At 70.6% G+C, this 15,143-nt stretch carries 17 protein-coding genes; 4 read left to right on the top strand and 13 right to left on the bottom strand.

Going from position 1 to position 15,143, the window contains the following annotated elements; all coding sequences use genetic code 11:
* Positions 1–9 precede the first annotated feature (9 nt).
* The gene (locus CGQ25_RS03990) at positions 10–474 is read right to left on the bottom strand and encodes a DUF4383 domain-containing protein (RefSeq protein ID WP_208711925.1); all 465 of its coding nucleotides are present in this window, start codon (positions 472–474) and stop codon (positions 10–12) included.
* A gap of 157 nt (positions 475–631) precedes the next feature.
* On the opposite strand from CGQ25_RS03990, the gene CGQ25_RS03995 reads away from it, so the two are divergent.
* The 3 genes from CGQ25_RS03995 to purN all read left to right on the top strand — a co-directional run bounded on the left by CGQ25_RS03995 (position 632) and on the right by purN (position 4,021).
* Positions 632–1,792, top strand: coding sequence for an NADH:flavin oxidoreductase (locus CGQ25_RS03995; protein ID WP_208711926.1), 1,161 nt, complete (start codon positions 632–634; stop codon positions 1,790–1,792).
* 117 nt (positions 1,793–1,909) lie between these two features.
* Entirely contained in the window at positions 1,910–3,226 is a 1,317-nt protein-coding gene (locus CGQ25_RS04000) for a DUF6350 family protein (RefSeq protein WP_208711927.1), read from the top strand.
* 207 nt (positions 3,227–3,433) lie between these two features.
* Positions 3,434–4,021 (top strand): phosphoribosylglycinamide formyltransferase, encoded by a 588-nt coding sequence (gene purN, locus CGQ25_RS04005; protein WP_208711928.1) that lies wholly within the window; start codon positions 3,434–3,436, stop codon positions 4,019–4,021.
* A gap of 84 nt (positions 4,022–4,105) precedes the next feature.
* Here purN and CGQ25_RS04010 read toward each other — a convergent pair whose 3' ends face one another.
* The 5 genes from CGQ25_RS04010 to CGQ25_RS04030 all read right to left on the bottom strand — a co-directional run bounded on the left by CGQ25_RS04010 (position 4,106) and on the right by CGQ25_RS04030 (position 8,593).
* On the bottom strand, positions 4,106–4,579 hold the full coding sequence (locus tag CGQ25_RS04010) for an SRPBCC family protein (RefSeq protein WP_208711929.1): 474 nt from the start codon (positions 4,577–4,579) through the stop codon (positions 4,106–4,108).
* A gap of 170 nt (positions 4,580–4,749) precedes the next feature.
* Positions 4,750–6,102 (bottom strand): MFS transporter, encoded by a 1,353-nt coding sequence (locus CGQ25_RS04015; protein ID WP_208711930.1) that lies wholly within the window; start codon positions 6,100–6,102, stop codon positions 4,750–4,752.
* 241 nt (positions 6,103–6,343) lie between these two features.
* Positions 6,344–6,799 carry a DoxX family protein gene (locus tag CGQ25_RS04020; RefSeq protein WP_208711931.1) on the bottom strand — a complete coding sequence of 152 codons (456 nt, stop codon included), beginning with the start codon at positions 6,797–6,799 and terminating at the stop codon, positions 6,344–6,346.
* Positions 6,800–6,856: 57 nt separating this feature from the next.
* Positions 6,857–7,429, bottom strand: a complete 573-nt coding sequence (locus tag CGQ25_RS04025) for a hypothetical protein (protein WP_208711932.1) — start codon at positions 7,427–7,429, stop codon at positions 6,857–6,859.
* A 12-nt stretch (positions 7,430–7,441) separates the two neighbouring features.
* Entirely contained in the window at positions 7,442–8,593 is a 1,152-nt protein-coding gene (locus CGQ25_RS04030; RefSeq protein ID WP_208711933.1) for a zinc-dependent alcohol dehydrogenase, read from the bottom strand.
* A gap of 158 nt (positions 8,594–8,751) precedes the next feature.
* On the opposite strand from CGQ25_RS04030, the gene purH reads away from it, so the two are divergent.
* Positions 8,752–10,425: a bifunctional phosphoribosylaminoimidazolecarboxamide formyltransferase/IMP cyclohydrolase gene (gene purH, locus CGQ25_RS04035; protein ID WP_208711934.1), complete on the top strand. Its 1,674-nt coding sequence runs from the start codon at positions 8,752–8,754 to the stop codon at positions 10,423–10,425.
* Positions 10,426–10,507: 82 nt separating this feature from the next.
* Here purH and CGQ25_RS04040 read toward each other — a convergent pair whose 3' ends face one another.
* The 7 genes from CGQ25_RS04040 to CGQ25_RS04070 all read right to left on the bottom strand — a co-directional run bounded on the left by CGQ25_RS04040 (position 10,508) and on the right by CGQ25_RS04070 (position 15,041).
* Positions 10,508–10,708: a hypothetical protein gene (locus CGQ25_RS04040; protein WP_208711935.1), complete on the bottom strand. Its 201-nt coding sequence runs from the start codon at positions 10,706–10,708 to the stop codon at positions 10,508–10,510.
* A 69-nt stretch (positions 10,709–10,777) separates the two neighbouring features.
* Positions 10,778–10,978, bottom strand: coding sequence for a hypothetical protein (locus CGQ25_RS04045; RefSeq protein ID WP_208711936.1), 201 nt, complete (start codon positions 10,976–10,978; stop codon positions 10,778–10,780).
* 71 nt (positions 10,979–11,049) lie between these two features.
* The gene (locus tag CGQ25_RS04050; RefSeq protein WP_208711937.1) at positions 11,050–12,429 is read right to left on the bottom strand and encodes a hypothetical protein; all 1,380 of its coding nucleotides are present in this window, start codon (positions 12,427–12,429) and stop codon (positions 11,050–11,052) included.
* 102 nt (positions 12,430–12,531) lie between these two features.
* The gene (locus tag CGQ25_RS04055) at positions 12,532–12,732 is read right to left on the bottom strand and encodes a hypothetical protein (RefSeq protein WP_208711938.1); all 201 of its coding nucleotides are present in this window, start codon (positions 12,730–12,732) and stop codon (positions 12,532–12,534) included.
* Positions 12,733–12,943: 211 nt separating this feature from the next.
* Positions 12,944–13,672 (bottom strand): hypothetical protein, encoded by a 729-nt coding sequence (locus CGQ25_RS04060; protein ID WP_208711939.1) that lies wholly within the window; start codon positions 13,670–13,672, stop codon positions 12,944–12,946.
* 88 nt (positions 13,673–13,760) lie between these two features.
* Positions 13,761–14,504, bottom strand: a complete 744-nt coding sequence (locus tag CGQ25_RS04065) for a BTAD domain-containing putative transcriptional regulator (RefSeq protein ID WP_208711940.1) — start codon at positions 14,502–14,504, stop codon at positions 13,761–13,763.
* 264 nt (positions 14,505–14,768) lie between these two features.
* Complete coding sequence (locus CGQ25_RS04070; protein ID WP_208711941.1) at positions 14,769–15,041, bottom strand: hypothetical protein; 273 nt, start codon at positions 15,039–15,041, stop codon at positions 14,769–14,771.
* Between the last annotated feature and the right edge of the window lie 102 nt (positions 15,042–15,143).

Genomic DNA, 15,143 nt, shown 5'->3' on the forward strand with positions numbered 1-15,143 from the left:
GCGAGGTGCCTAGGCCCTCTCCTCCTCGACCGGGCTGCGGGTGAACAGCCAGCTGCACACCATCATGGCCAGCCCGAGGACGGCGAACGCCCAGTTGTCGGCCATGTTGGACGCCAGGACGTTGGCGGCGGACGCGGTGCCGACCGCGAACCCGTAGACGCCCAGCAGGATGTAGACGACGCCGAACCAGAGCAGGAAGCTGCGCGCCCCTGTCCACTTCTGCGCCATGGTCAGGCCGACGGCCCCGATGGCCAGGTGCACGATGTTCAGCAGCATGGACACCTGGAACACGCCCAGGAACATGGCGTGGGAGTCGGGCCCGAGGAACCTCAGGTCCCCGTAGCTGCCGGTGATTCCCGGGACGAACCCAAGGATGCCGACGAGCATCACGATGATGCCGACGCCGATGGCGACGTTCTGGACGTCCCTGCGCCCGAAGTGGACACCATGTGCGTGCGGCGCGGCGGTGGTCATGTCTCCTCCGAACCCCAAGCTGCCCGGGGGCTCATGCCCGGCGGGCGTCGGTGGAGTGCCGGTCCGCCGACACCTCAATTCTACGCGGTGTAGTGAGTCGCGTCACAGCCGGGGGTGTCCGGGAATGCCCCGCACCAGGCCGCCGGTTGGGCCTGTCATGACAACCGAGCACGCGCCTGACACCACGTCCACCGCCCCGCTCTCGAGCCTCTTCACACCGTTCGACCTCGGACCCGTCCGCCTCCCGAACCGCTTCGTGATGGCCCCCATGACGCGCGAGTTCTCCCCGGACGGCACGGTGACGCCCGACGTCGTGGGCTACTACGCGCGCCGCGCGGCTGCCGGCGTGGGCCTGCTGATCACCGAGGGCGTCTACGTCTCCCAGGATTCGGGTCCGAGCACCTCTGTCCCGCGGCTGTTCGGCCGCGAGCAGCTCGATGCGTGGCGCCGCCTCGTCGACGCCGTCCACGCCGAGGGCGGCCGCATCGTCCCCCAGCTGTGGCACCTCGGAGCGGCGCGCGGGAACCATGCGGAATTCAACCCGCAGCTGCCCAGCCTGAGCCCCTCCGGCATCGCTCCCAACGGCGCCGAGCGCGGCCGCGCCGCCACCGTCGAGGAGCTCGCCCGCATCCGCGAGGACTTCGCCCGCGCCGCGGTCGCCGCGCAGGAGGCCGGGTTCGACGGTGTCGAGCTCCACGGAGCCCACGGCTACCTCCTCGACCAGTTCCTCTGGGCCGGGACCAACCGCCGGACCGACAGCTACGGCGGCTCGCTCGAGGCGCGTCTCCGCTTCCCCGCCGAGGTCGCCGCGGCCGTGCGTGCCGCCGTCGGGCCCGACTTCCCCGTCATCTTCCGCTTCTCCCAGTGGAAGTCCGGCGACTACGGCGCCCGGATCGCCGAGACTCCCGAGGAGCTGGGCACCATCCTGAAGACTCTCGCCCACGCAGGCGTCTCCGCCTTCCACCCCTCGACGCGGCGCCACTGGGAGCCGGCCTTCCCCGAGGCCGACGGGTCTGGGGACACCGAGGGCGCCCGGCTCGGCCTCGCCGGCTGGACCAAGAAGCTCACCGGCCTTCCCGTGATCACCGTGGGCTCCGTGGGCCTGGACAACGCGTTCGAGGTCACGTGGCAGGAGGGCGGGCGCTCCGAGGTCCGCGGCCTCGAGACGCTCCTCGCCCAGTTCGCGCGCGACGAGTTCGACCTGGTCGCCGTCGGCCGCGTCCTCCTCTCCGATCCCGCATGGGTCGCCAAGGTCCGGGACGGGCGCACCGACGAGATCCGGCCCTTCAGCGCCGAGGACCGTCTACGCCTCTCCTGACCCCAGCGACGGGTGGGCCGGACGCACGACGGCGCGTGGCCGCCGTCGTGCGCGGGCGGGGGCGAGCACGGTGCGCCTGAGCCCGCGCGCGGCGCGTCCGTGGCACAGTGGAGGGCGATGAAACTCCGCGCCGACCAGTCAGGAATCCGGGGCCTGCCCATGCCGCTGTGGCTCCAGGGCGCGGTCGAGGCCATCCAGGCGATCATCATCTCCGCCGTCCTCGCGCTCGTCCCGATCGTCGCGGTCTGGCTGACCGGCGGCCTCGGGGGGTGGGGCCCGGAGCCCGTCGGGCGGCTCGGGGGGCAGGCCTGGCTCCTCGTCCACGGCGTGCCGCTCAGCCTCAGTGTCGCTTCCCCCGCGGCCGGCGCGGACGTCCCGGCGGAGGCGGGCACCCTCTCGCTCATCCCCTTGGGCTTGACGCTCCTGCCCATCCTGCTCGCGTGGCGCTCGGGCCGGCGGCTGGCCCGCGCCTCCTATGCGGACAACCTGTGGCAGGCGCTCGCCGGTGCCGCCGCGGCCTACGCCGCCTTCGGCTTCGCGACGGGCTTCCTGTGCCGCACCCCTCAGGTCGGCGTGGGGCTCATCGCCGCGGCGCTGACGCCGCTCGCGCCGTTCGGCCTCGGGCTCGTGATCGGGGCCCGGCGCGAGGCGGGATCCTGGGCGCGCCTGATCGGCGTCGACGCCGTCGACTGGATTGCCCGGACGGGCCAGTACTCCCGGTGGGCGGGAAGCTACGTGTGGGCCGTCCTGCGCGCCGGACTCGTCGCGCTGCTCGGCTCCCTGGCACTGTCCGGCCTGCTGCTCGCGGCCAGCCTCGTGGCGCACTGGGCCCAGATTGTCACCGTGTACGAGGCCGTCGGTGCCGACCCGGTCGGCGGAGCCGCCCTCACCGTCGCGCAGCTGGGGTACGCCCCGCACCTGCTCGTGTGGACGCTGGGCTGGGCCTCGGGCGCGGGCGTCACGCTCGGGGCAGGCTCGACGGCGGGGGCGCTCGCGACCGCTGTTGGACCCCTGCCGCCCGTGCCGGCGCTCGCCGCCCTTCCCAGCGGGGAGCTCCTCCTGGGTCCCGCGGCGCTGGTCGTCCCGGTGCTCGCCGGGGTCCTGGCAGGCTGGTGGTTCGTGCGCGAGGGCGAGGACCACTTCGACGAGTGGCTCTCCATCAAGGTCAGGGCCCGCTGGTTCACGGCCCCCGTCTCCGCACTGTTCCTGGGCGCCCTCGTCGGGGCCTCTGCCGGCGCGCTCGCGGCGGGGCTCGCGTGGCTGACGGGCGGCTCGGCGGGAATGGGCCGCTTCACCCAGCTCGGGGTCGACCCCCTGTGGATGCTCGTCTGGGTCGGCGCAGAGACCGCCGTGGGCGCCTGCATCGGGTATGCCCTCGGACCGTGGCTCGAGCGGTCCCGCGCGGAGCGGGAGCTGGCCGCCACCTCCCTCTGATGCCGAGGTCACCCCGTGTGGTGCCGAGGTCACCCCGTGTGGCGCCGAGGTCACCCCGTGTGGCGTCTCTGAAAGCCGATCTCGCGCTCACAGGGGGTGACTTCGCGCTCACAGGGGGTGACTTCGCGCTCACAGGGGGTGACTTCGCGCTCCCTGGGGGTGACTTCAGCGCGGGGGAGGGGCGGTGCCCGCCGGTATGGTGGGTCCATGCGCATCGTGGTCCTCGTATCCGGCACCGGCTCGAACCTCCAGGCTCTGATCGACGCCGTGGAGTCCGGCGACCTCGCGGGCGTCGAGATCGCCGCCGTCGGCGCCGACCGCGAGGGGACCTACGGGATCGAGCGGTCCGAGGATGCGGGCCTCGAGACCTTCATCGTGAACTTCAACTCGTTCCCCACCCGCGACGAATGGGATGCCGCGCTCACCGCGAAGGTTGCCTCCTACAGCCCGGACGTCGTCGTGTCCTCAGGCTTCATGCGGATCGTGAGCCCGGACTTCATCGAGCGCTTCAAGGGTAAGTACCTCAACACGCACCCCGCGCTCCTCCCGGCGTTCCCCGGCGCGCACGGCGTCCGCGACGCGCTCGCGTACGGCGTCAAGGTCACCGGCTGCACGGTCCACTGGGCCGACGCCGGGGTGGACACCGGCCCGATCATCGCCCAGGAGGCCGTGGTCATCGCCGAGGGGGAGGACGAAGAGTCCCTCCACGAGCGCATCAAGGTGGTCGAGCGCCGGCTGCTCATCGACGTCCTGCGTCGCATCGCGGTAGGGCAGGTCCCGGCCCCCGTGGCGTAGCCACAGCGCACAGCGCACGACGCCGCGTGCCCGCCGTGGCGAGCACGCGGCGTCGTGCGCTGCGTGAGCTGGATCAGACGGGTGTCAGAACGTCTCGCCCGTCTGCGGCGGGGAGTCCACGTCGCCTCGCCAGGCGCCGGTGGCGCCGTGGGACTCGACGAACTCCTTGAACCGCTTGAGGTCCTTCTTCACCTGGGCGTCGTCAGCGCCGAACGCGGCGCCGAGCTTCTCGGTGGCAGAGTCCGGCTCCCACTGGAACTGGACCGAGACCCGGGATTCGGTGTCGTTGAGCCGGTGGAACGTGACGACGCCGGCGTGGTTGACGCCTTCGGTGGTCTTCCACGCGATCCGCTCGTCGGGGTGCTGCTCGGTGATCTCCGTGTCGAACTCGCGCGTCTGACCTGCCACCTTGGTGGTCCAGTGGAGGTGGGTGTCGTCCCGCTGGACGACCGACTCGACCCCGCCCATGAACTCCGGGAAGCTCTCGAACTGGGTCCACTGGTTGTACGCGGTGGACACGGGGACGGCGACGTCGATGGATTCCTGCACTGTGGACATGCGTTTCTCCTTGAGGGTTGGCGCTGTACTTCGGCAGTGGGCGGCGCCTGTCAGACGGTCGCCCTGTGCCTGCGGCCTCTCTCCGGACCGTCATCCTTTCGGCTACCCGACGCTGTGCGGCCCAAACAGCGTGCGCTGCCGGGCCTGCGAGCCCCCAAGCCAGCGCAAGCTCAGGAGAGCGAGCGCTGCCGGGTCTCGGGCGCCGACACTGCCATCCAGACGACCGCGAGCACCACGAGGCCGCCCGTGAGCGCGAAGGAGGCCGCCAAGCCGAGGGTCGGCCAGAACCAGGCGGCGAACACGAGCGGGCCGATGCCGGCGCCGATGCGGGAGAACGTCGAGGCCCAGCCGAACCCGGAGCCGCGCAGCTCGGTCGGGTAGAGCTCGGACACGTAGGCGTACAGCACCGGAATCGCCACCTGGACCACGAAGCCGAACGCGAGGAGCCAGCCGATGGCGGCGGCTGGAACATCGACGACCCACGCGACGACCACGAGCGTCAGCGCCGAGAGCGGCCCGGTGACCGCGAGGATCCACTTGCGCCCCACGCGTTCCACGATGAGGGCGGCGACCACGACGCCGAGCAGGCCGACGGCGGCCATGCCCGCCGTCGTGAGGAAGGCCCGGTACTCAGCGAAGCCGGCCCCGATGAGGATGCGCGGCATCCAGGTGAGGGCGAGGTAGTAGACCAGCAGGATGCTGAAGAAGAGCGCCCAGGCCACGCCCGTGACCCTCCAGTTGAAGCGCCACACCCGGCCCAGCTGCTCCGCCCACGAGCCGGGCGAGAGCCTCGGGACGTCGTGGGGCTCGGGGAGGCGGTACTCGGTGGGCTCGGCGCCCGTGCGCTCGACGAGCCCGTCGATCACGGCCCGAGCCTCCGCGCCGCGGCCCTTGCGGATGAGGAACAGCGGCGACTCGGGCACGCCCCGGCGGATCCAGAACACGAGCAGGGCGGGCAGGACCATGACGAGCAGCGGCAGTCGCCAGTCCGCGAACGCCCCCACGAGCCAGGCGGACACGAAGCCGCACAGTGCGGCCCCGACCGGCCACCAGCCGTCCATGGCGGTCAGGACGCGTCCGCGCAGCCTCCGCGGCGTGAACTCGCCCACGAGCGCGTAGTCCACCGGGACGCAGCCGCCGAGGCCGAAGCCGGCGAGGAACCGGAAGACGCAGAACCACACGATGTCCGGGCTCACTGCGCCGGCCACCGTGAACACCGAGAAGATGAGCAGGGTCGCGGTGAACGCCACCTTGCGGCCGACCGTGTCGGCGATCGTGCCCCAGGCGAAGGCGCCGACGGCCATCCCGATGAGGTTCGCGGTGCCGATCCACGCCGCCTGGGCGGGTTCGAGGCTCCAGTGGGCGGAGAGCAGCGGGATCAGGACGCCGTTGAGTGTCACGTCCCAGGCGTCGAACATGAAGCCCAGGCCGCCGATCAAAAAGATCTTCCCCTGCACCCCCCAGCGCCAGGGAAGGTTCTGCACGACGGTGTCCCCGGTGGGCAGCGCGGTGGAGGTGCTCATGCAGCCAAGCCTAGCCCCGCCCCTCCCCCCGGTCTCGGGTACACCAAGGCGCACCCTGAGCGCTCTCGGGTACACCAAAACCCGCCTCCGGCGTTCTCAGGTACGCACGACGGCGGGTGGCCGGGCCGCGCGGGCCGCGTCGCCGACGTCTGGCGTACCCGAGATGGCAGGGCGGTGAATCTGGCGTACCCGAGATGGCAGGGCGGTGAATCTGGCGTACCCGAGACGGCAGGGGGCGGCGCTACTTGGCGATCTTGCGCACCTTGGCCTTGGCCGTCTTGAGGGGCTTCCTCGGGCGGCGGCTGACGAGGAGGGCGACGCCGATGGCGGCGAGCCAGACGTCCTTCGCCATGGTGAGGCCGGCCTGGGTGGGCCGGACGCCGTCGGACTCCGTCATCCCGGGCGTCTTGGCGTACACGGCCAGGAGGCCTCCGGAGAACGCGGTGAGGCCAAGCGCCGCGAGCCGGGTCGGGACGAACGGGGCCAGGAGGGCGGCGCCGAGCCCGATCTCGGCGGCGGCCACGGCCTTGCCGAACGTCTCCGGGGCTAGCTGCTGGGCCTGTGGGAAGGCGTTGGCGGTCATGTCCCGCAGGCCTGTGGCGCTGTCCCGGTCGAGCCGGAGCTTGGACAGGCCCTGGTTGAGGATGAACGCGCCCGTGGCGAGGCGGAGGACGGAGCGGCTGAGGCTGAATCCCATGATGGTCCTTCTCTGGTGGCTTCGGTGGACGCTGGTGATTGGACAATACGACGGCGGTCAGGCGCCGCGGAACGCCCGGAGGGTCTTCCGCGCGGCGAGGACCGCGACGACGGGGGCCGCGATCCACGGCCCGGCGACGATGATCGGGTCGATCCACTGGTGTCGCACGTCGGCGCGCCCGCGCCCGAAGCGGGATGCCACGGGGTGGTGCCCGGCCTCGCCCAGGATGCCCGTCTCGGTCACCGGGTTGTCTGGAGCGCCGGAGAAGAGCGAACGGGCATGGGATTCCCAGGCGTCGACCCGGTCCCCGGCGATGAGCAGGAGCCAGTGGGCTGTCTGGCCCTCGCTGTACCGGCGGTAGGCGAACCGGCGGATGGCACCCGAGACTCCGCGCAGGGGGACGGAGGTGCCGAAGACGGGCGTGACGAAGCGGTGCTCGAGCGAGTGCTCGTGGGGCGTCGTTTCCGCCTGGCGCTCCGGGAAGTCCCAGTGAGCGCCGGTCTCCAAGCGCTGCTCGCGGGGCACGGAGGGACGGTCCTTCGGGTCGAGGTCCGCGCCCCAGCCGGGGATGCGGGCGCGCAGCTCGTCGCGCGACGGCGGCTGGCGGTGTGCGTCTGCGGTGTAGGGCATGGCGGGCTCCTCTCAGGCGGCCGCGTTCGGCACGACGAGCGGCTTGATGATGTTGTCCAGCTTGCTCGAGAAGATGTGGTAGCCCTCGGCGATGTGCTCGAGCGGGATGCGGTGGGTGACGATCTCGCTGGGCCTGAGGTAGCCGTTCCGGATGTGCTCGAACAGCCGCGGCCATTGCCTCTTCACCGGGCACTGGTTGGTGCGGATCGTCAGCCCCTTGTTCATCGCGTCGCCGAAGCGGATCGCGCTGAACATCGGGCCGTAGGCCCCGACCACCGAGACCGTGCCGCCCTTGCGGACGGAGTCTATGGCCCAGTTCAGCGCGATGGGGGAGCCGCCCTGGAGCTTGAGCTTGGACGCGAGGACGTGCTGGAAGAAGCTTCCGTCCGCCTCCGCGCCCGCCGCGTCGATCACCACGTCGGCCCCGAGGTAGTCGGTGTCCTTCTTGAGCTGGAGGACGATGTCGCCGTACTCGGTGAAGTTGTACGTCTCCGCGTGCGCGAAGTCGCGCGCCTTCTCGAGCCGGTAGTCGAGGTGGTCGATGACGATGACCCTGCCCGCGCCCATCAGCCACGACGACGCCGCCGCGAACAGCCCCACGGGCCCGGCCCCGAAGACCACGACGGTGTCGCCCTCCGCGATGTCCCCGAGCTGGGCGCCGAAGTAGCCGGTGGGGAGGGCATCGGTGAGCAGGACGGCGTCCTCGTCCGACATCCACTCGGGGATGCGGGAGGGCCCGACGTCGGCGAACGGCACGCGCACGAACTGCGACTGGCCGCCGTCGTACCCGCCGGCCGTGTGCGAGTAGCCGTAGGCCCCGCCGACCGCGGTCGCGTTCGGGTTGACGTTGTGGCAGTTCGAGTAGAGGCCCCGCGCGCAGAAGTAGCAGGATCCGCAGAAGACGTTGAAGGGGACCATGACCCGGTCGCCCTTCGAGAGGTTCTGGACGGACGGGCCGACCTTCTCGACGACGCCGACGAACTCGTGGCCGAACGTCATCCCGACCCGGGTGTCGGGGAGCATCCCGTGGTAGAGGTGTAGGTCTGAGCCGCAGATGGCGGCCAGGTCCACCCGGACGATCGCGTCGTTCGGGTGCTCGATGGCCGGGATGTCCTTCTCCTCGACCCGGATCTTGTACGGTCCGCGGTAGACCATGGCTCGCATGTGGGGGCGCCTTCCTCGCGCGGTATCGTTCCGGTCACTGAGACATGCCCCTTTCGCCCCGGCGGGAAACATGCTGGACCGGCGCAGGGGCGGGGCCGGCCCCCGGGCGGTCGATAGAATGGCCGGGACCCCTCCCCGCCCCGTTTCGAGAAAGACGAGTGCCTGTGATCCAGCTGGACCGTGTTCCCATCCGCCGAGCCCTGATCTCGGTCTACGACAAGACGGGCCTCGAGGACCTCGCGAAGGGGCTGCACGAGGCCGGCGTTCGGATCGTCTCGACCGGTTCGACGGCGAAGCGGATCGCCGGCGCCGGCGTCCCGGTGCAGGAGGTCGAGGAGGTCACCGGCTCCCCGGAGATGCTCGACGGGCGCGTGAAGACGCTGCATCCGCGCGTGCACGGGGGCATCCTCGCCGACCGCCGCGTGCCCGAGCACATGAAGACCCTCGAGGACATGCAGATCGAGGCGTTCGACCTCGTGGTGGTGAACCTCTACCCGTTCGTGGAGACGGTCCGGTCCGGCGCCGCGCTGGACGACGTCGTCGAGCAGATCGACATCGGCGGGCCGGCGATGGTGCGCTCGGCCGCGAAGAACCACGCCGCCGTCGCGATCGTCGTCGACCCGGCGGCCTACGGCGAGGTCGTCGCCGCGGCCAAGGCCGGCGGGTTCGACCTCAAGACCCGCCAGCGTCTCGCGGCCAAGGCGTTCGCGCACACGGCCGCGTACGACACGGCGGTGGCGACGTGGACCGCGAGCCAGTTCCTCGACGAGGACGGCGACGGCGTGGTCGACTGGCCGGCGTACGCCGGCCTCGCCCTCGAGCGCTCCGAGGTGCTCCGCTACGGCGAGAACCCGCACCAGCAGGCCGCGCTGTACGTGGACAAGGCGGCCCCGGCCGGGATCGCCCAGGCGGACCAGCTCCACGGCAAGGCCATGAGCTACAACAACTACGTCGACGCCGACGCCGCCGTGCGCGCCGCGTTCGACTTCGACGAGCCCGCCGTCGCGATCATCAAGCACGCCAACCCGTGCGGCATCGCCGTGGCCACGCCCGGCGCCGAGGACCCGATCGCCGACGCCCACCGCAAGGCCCACGCCTGCGACCCCGTCTCCGCGTTCGGCGGAGTCATCGCCGCGAACCGCACGGTGACCAAGGGCATGGCCGAGACCGTGGCCGGGATCTTCACCGAGGTCGTCATCGCCCCGGACTTCGAGCCGGAGGCCGTCGAGATCCTCTCGAAGAAGAAGAACATCCGCCTCCTGGCCCTGCCGGAGGGCTACGGCCGGTACGCCACCGAGATCAAGCAGATCTCGGGCGGCGTGCTCATCCAGGTCTCGGACACCTTCGCCGCCGAGGGCGACGACCCGGCCAACTGGACGCTCGCCGCCGGCGAGTCCGCCGACGAGGCCACGCTCGCGGACCTCGCGTTCGCCTGGAAGGCGTCCCGGGCGGCGAAGTCCAACGCGATCCTCGTCGCCAAGGACGGCGCCTCCGTGGGCATCGGCATGGGCCAGGTCAACCGCGTCGACTCGTGCCGCCTCGCCGTCGAGCGCGCCAACACCCTCGGGGTCGAGGTGGCGTCCGACGTCGACTCCGCCGGCGGCGCCCAGGGAGCCGGCGGTGCCGGCTCGGCTCCGGAGCGCACCCGCGGTGCGGTCGCGGCGTCGGACGCGTTCTTCCCGTTCGCCGACGGGCTGCAGATCCTCATCGACGCGGGCGTGACCGCGGTGGTCCAGCCCGGCGGTTCGGTGCGCGACGAGGAGGTCATCGAGGCGGCGAAGGCCGCTGGCATCACGATGTACTTCACGGGCTCGCGGCACTTCTTCCACTGATTCCACGAAGCCGCGGCTTTCCGGCCGCGCACGACGACGGCGCGCTCCCTGGGCGGGGGCGCGCCGTCGTGCGTTCACGCAGCTAGTTGTGCTGCCACGTGACGAGGTTCTGCCATGCGCCGGCATTGGCGGTGGAATTGATCGTTGCCGCATTGATTGCGATAGCGAAGTTGATCCCGACGACCGGTGCGATGTTGATGTTGACCAGCGCGAGCGTGTCGCGTTCGGGCAGCAGGACTGCCTCCTCTGCGGCGAGAACGCGCTGGGGGAGTTCCTGGGCCATGTCCCAACTCCTTGAGGATCTGTTGCCGGGTGCCCGAGGGGCCGGGCACCCGGCAGCGTGTGGTCGGCGTCAGGACTGGCTGACCGTGACGGTCTGCGAGGCGGCGCTGAGCGCGGCCGCGAGAGCGGACGTGTCGTTGACCGCGGTCGACGAGTTGGCCGCGAGCACGAGGGCAAAGTTGTTGCCGAGGTGGAAGCTGGTGAGGCCCAGCGTGTGGCGCGCCGGAAGCAGCTCGATCGTTTCCGCGGTGACATCGGTGATCTTCTCCATGGTGTTCACCTCCTTTCGGATGCTCGGTGGTGCTGATGCAGGGTCTGGAGCCTGGAGGCCCAAGGGATGGGTCAGGCGCGGGCTGTTGGCGCCTGCCGGTGGCGGGGGTTGCGCCGTACGTGGCGGCCAGTCCATGCGCGGCGCTTCCGCTGGGAGGCAAGCCGGGCCGAGACCACACGGACGCCGTTCATGGCGAGCTGGGCCAGGATGATGCAGAGCCCCGCCACCGGCAGGACGAGCAGCACCAGCGCGATCGCCGCGAGGATGGCCTCGACGGGACGGCCGCTGGCGAAGAAGCCTGTGAAGCTGCTGACGTGCACCGCCGCCGCCTGGACTGTCTGGCCGATCACGACCGGCAGGGTGATGAAGAGCCAGGTGAGGACGATGGTCAGGAAAGGGACGACCGTGAGGACCCAGACGGTCACGATCCAGCGCGAGTAGGGCTTGAGCTCACTGACGCGCGGGTCGGTCGGCCGGCCCGGGAGAAGGCTGGTCAGGACGGGCTTCACCCTGGCGAACAGGTCGGGGATACCGGCGAGGTCCGCGAGGACGAAGTAGCCGTCGAGCCTGACGAAGGGCGGGAGCTGCTGCAGCATCTGCAGCTGGGTCACGATGACCACCAGCAGGAGGAAGGGACTGCCGCTCGCGAGGAAGGCGCCGCCCGCAGCCAGAACCCACAGCAGGTTGAAATACAGTCCCCCGAGGTCCGTGCGGATCCGACCGGCCCGTCCTAGGCGGTAGGAGTCCGTGACGTTGGTGAAGAACGCTGGGAAGACCAGGTAGAGGCCTATGCCGATGACGCCGGGCCTTGCGCCTCCATAGCGGCAGGCTGCGGCGTGGCCGATCTCGTGGAACACGGTGCCCACGAAGATGAGGCCGTACAGGGCCAACAGGGCAGACGGCGTGACGAGCACTGCCCCCAGGGCCTGCAGGGCGTCGGCCCGGAAGGCGAGGTACACGTCGAGGCCGACGAACGCCAGCACGGCGGCCACTACCACGGGTGGGACGAACAGGAACCGGAACACCCCGGCCAGGAACTGCACGCCCCGCGTGGGGATGAGCGTGCCCTTGAGGGTGAGGGCGAGGATCGGCTTGGCCGCCTCGAGGTGCTCGGGCGGCACTGCCCCGTCATCGGACAGCAGCCCGATGGGCTCGAGCCGCCCGGCGAGCGTGTTGAGCCCGTCGACGTCGAGCTCCTTGCCGAGACGCGCGGAGATGGCGGCCGCGAGCTCCTCCGGGGCCTGCGGCGCATCCGCGGCATCGATCACGCGGTAGAGCAGTTCGGTCAGCTGCACCACCTGGCCGTCCGACCGGCGGACGAGGAAGACGGGCTTCGTAAGCCCGGTTCCCGTTGCCTCCCCGAGAAGCTCGACGCCGGCGGAACGCACCCAGTGGACGCCGCGGTCCGCGATGAGCCCGGAGGCTTCGGTCGCCGGTTCCTGGAGTGCCATCGGTCCGTCCTGTCATCGCCGGAGAGCCGGATGTGGGGGAGGGTGGGGCGGGTGATGGGGGCCCAGAGGTGCTGGGGAAACCTCGGGCCCCCACGTTCCGTGCTACTTCTGGGTGACGTTGATGGTCTGGTTGGCCACGCTGTAGGCCAGGCCACCGATCGTGTACATGTTGCCCGCGGTCGAGGAGTTCGAGGCGAGAACGACGGCGAGGTTGTCACCGAAGTGGAAGCTGCTTCCCCACGAGAGGGTCTCGCGGCTCGGGAGCATCTCGATGGTCTCTTCGGCGATGGAGAGCTTGGTCATTGCAATCACTCCTGATGCATTGGTGGTTATTCAAGTCGATTGCTGATCCAATCGATGGCACCAGTCAAGCGGGTGGCCAGTTATCGCTCCGTTACCGGGGCGTTATTGGCCTGATGGGGGAGGGCTCGGGCGGGTTGTCTGGCCACAGCACGGAGAGGCCTCCGCCGGCTGGTGTCCCAGCAGGCGGAGGCCTCGCGGCCTGCCCGGGCGCTCAGCCCTCCGTGTCCAGGTCCACCTTCGTTTGGACGGCTGCCCCCGTGTCCGCGGCGATGACGGCCCGTGCCCGCTCCGCGGCATCATTCGCGGCTGCGCGGGCGCGCGCCGACCGCTCAGTCTTGGGACGCCACGAGTCGTTCTTGAAGGTGTAGCTGAGCTCCTGTTCAATCCCCTGAACGATCGCCTTAGCTTGGTCGGAGAGATCCAGTGACTTGCCCCCCACGATGATGTACTGAAGCGCGGCGGTGGTGGCGGTGCACCCAGTGCAGCCCTCGTTGATTGACACGGCGCGGTTGTTGGCGATGATCACGTTTGACCCTGTGGCCGTGACGACCTGCACCGAGACCGCGGTCGACGACGCCCAGTTGCCCGTCGTGTAGGCCGTCGCGGTGTTGTTGGCCCAGATGTTGGCGGCCTGAGCGGAGGAGAGGACCTGAAGGGTGGTCGCCTGGGCCGAACAGCCGGAGCAGTTGGCCTGAGCGCTCGCGGTGGCCGACGCCGGCGAGTCGTCGGACGATTTCAGCGGACCCCACACCGCGGCGGAGTCGACGGCGACCTTGTGGGCCGGGTTGGCGACCGCCCGTGAGGTCACGTTGAGATACTTCCCCCAAGCATTGCCCTGGCCAGGGGCTGCGGACGCGGACGCCACGGGGACGGCGAGGAGCCCGGTGATGGTGAGCGCCGCGGCGGCGGCCGCTGACAGGAACTTCGACTTCTTCTTCACGGATCCTCGTTTCTCGTGCAGGGCAGGGCGGACCGACCCGGCGCCAGAGCGTCGGGAGGCAGGGGAGGTGAGGCAGCGCCGTCGCGCGCTAGGCGGGGCGCATGGCAATCGGTGAGAGGCGGGGGCGGGGACGCGGGTCGGGACGGGCTGCCCGCGAACGGCCGGGTTCGGCCGGGTCTGCTGTGGTGATCTTCCGGACGGTCGCCATCGCGACCGGTCCGAGCAGGCTCCTGAGGCCGTCGGAGGGTTCGACGCCGAGCTCCTCCCAGAGGCGGGCCTCGAAGTCGATGAAGGTGCGCCGGGCCCCGGCCGCGTTGCCGGCCCGGAGCTGGACCTCGATGAGCAGGCGCTGCGCGGATTCGCGCAAGGGCTCGATGGCGGCGGCCGACCGGGCGGCGTCGAGCGCGCGTTCGGTGTCCTCGTCCAGCAGGTGCCGACGGGAGAGGGACTCCAGGACCAGGACCCGCTGCTCACGCAGCCGCTCCTGCTCGAAGAGGACCCAGTCGTCGTACCAGCCCGGCAGGAGCTCGGCGGAGCGGAGCACGTCGGTGAAGTCCGCCGGGACGTCGGCTGGCCCTGCCGCACCGGCCCCTGCCAGGTGCGAGCGGAACTCGTGCAGGTCCACCGTGACCGATCCGCTGAGGCCCACCGGTTCGGTCCTGTCGTCGAGCAGGCCCGGCAGCTGGTGGCTGATCTTGAAAAGGGCCGCCCTGAGGTTGCCGCTGGCCTGCGCCTCAGAGCTGTCGGGCCAGAGCAGGCCGGAGAGGAACTGCCGTGGGCGTTCGCCCAGCAGAGCGAGGGCCGCGATCAGCCGCTGCTGCCGGAGCCCCACCTGAACGGTCTCTCCATCGCGTTTGAGTTGCCAGCATCCGAGTAAACGGACTCGCCATACCACCGCACTGATCCCCTCGTCATACCGTGATACTTCAGGCAGCAGGACAAGGACGCCCTCGAAGATCGGCGAGATGCAGTGTTCAAACGCGAGCCCGGCTGCTGCGTACGATCAGGATGATGACGCGGTCACGAGCCTGTCAATAACGGGTGTGCAATTGACAAATTCCTTCAAGGACCAGCTATTCGGCTCCCGATATCGGGCTCAGGCGCCAGCGGCGCGGCGCGCATCGGAAGAATCCTCCCCCGCCTGCTCCTTCAGCCAGGCCTCGACCGCGTGGAGGACCGAGTCGGGACTGTCCGTGACGAGGACGCTCGCAGGCGCCTCCGCGCCCGAGGCGCTCAGCAGCCGCACTCGCAGCCGCCCGTCCGGCTCCCGCCATGAGCGGAGCACGAGTGTGCCGGACCCGGCCGAGTCCTCCGGGTCCTCGTGGATCTCCCTGTGGCTGCCTGAAGGCATCGACGCCTCGGATGTCATGTGTGCTGCCCCCAGCTAGTGACCGGGGGCAGGGCCCCGGTGCGCGTACCACCTGAACGTCACACAGTGTAAAACGACTCAGTCTGCCACGCGAGGAAGGCT

The sequence above is a fragment of the Sinomonas sp. R1AF57 genome (assembly GCF_002224485.1).
In the GTDB taxonomy this organism is placed as follows: Bacteria; Actinomycetota; Actinomycetes; order Actinomycetales; family Micrococcaceae; genus Sinomonas; species Sinomonas flava.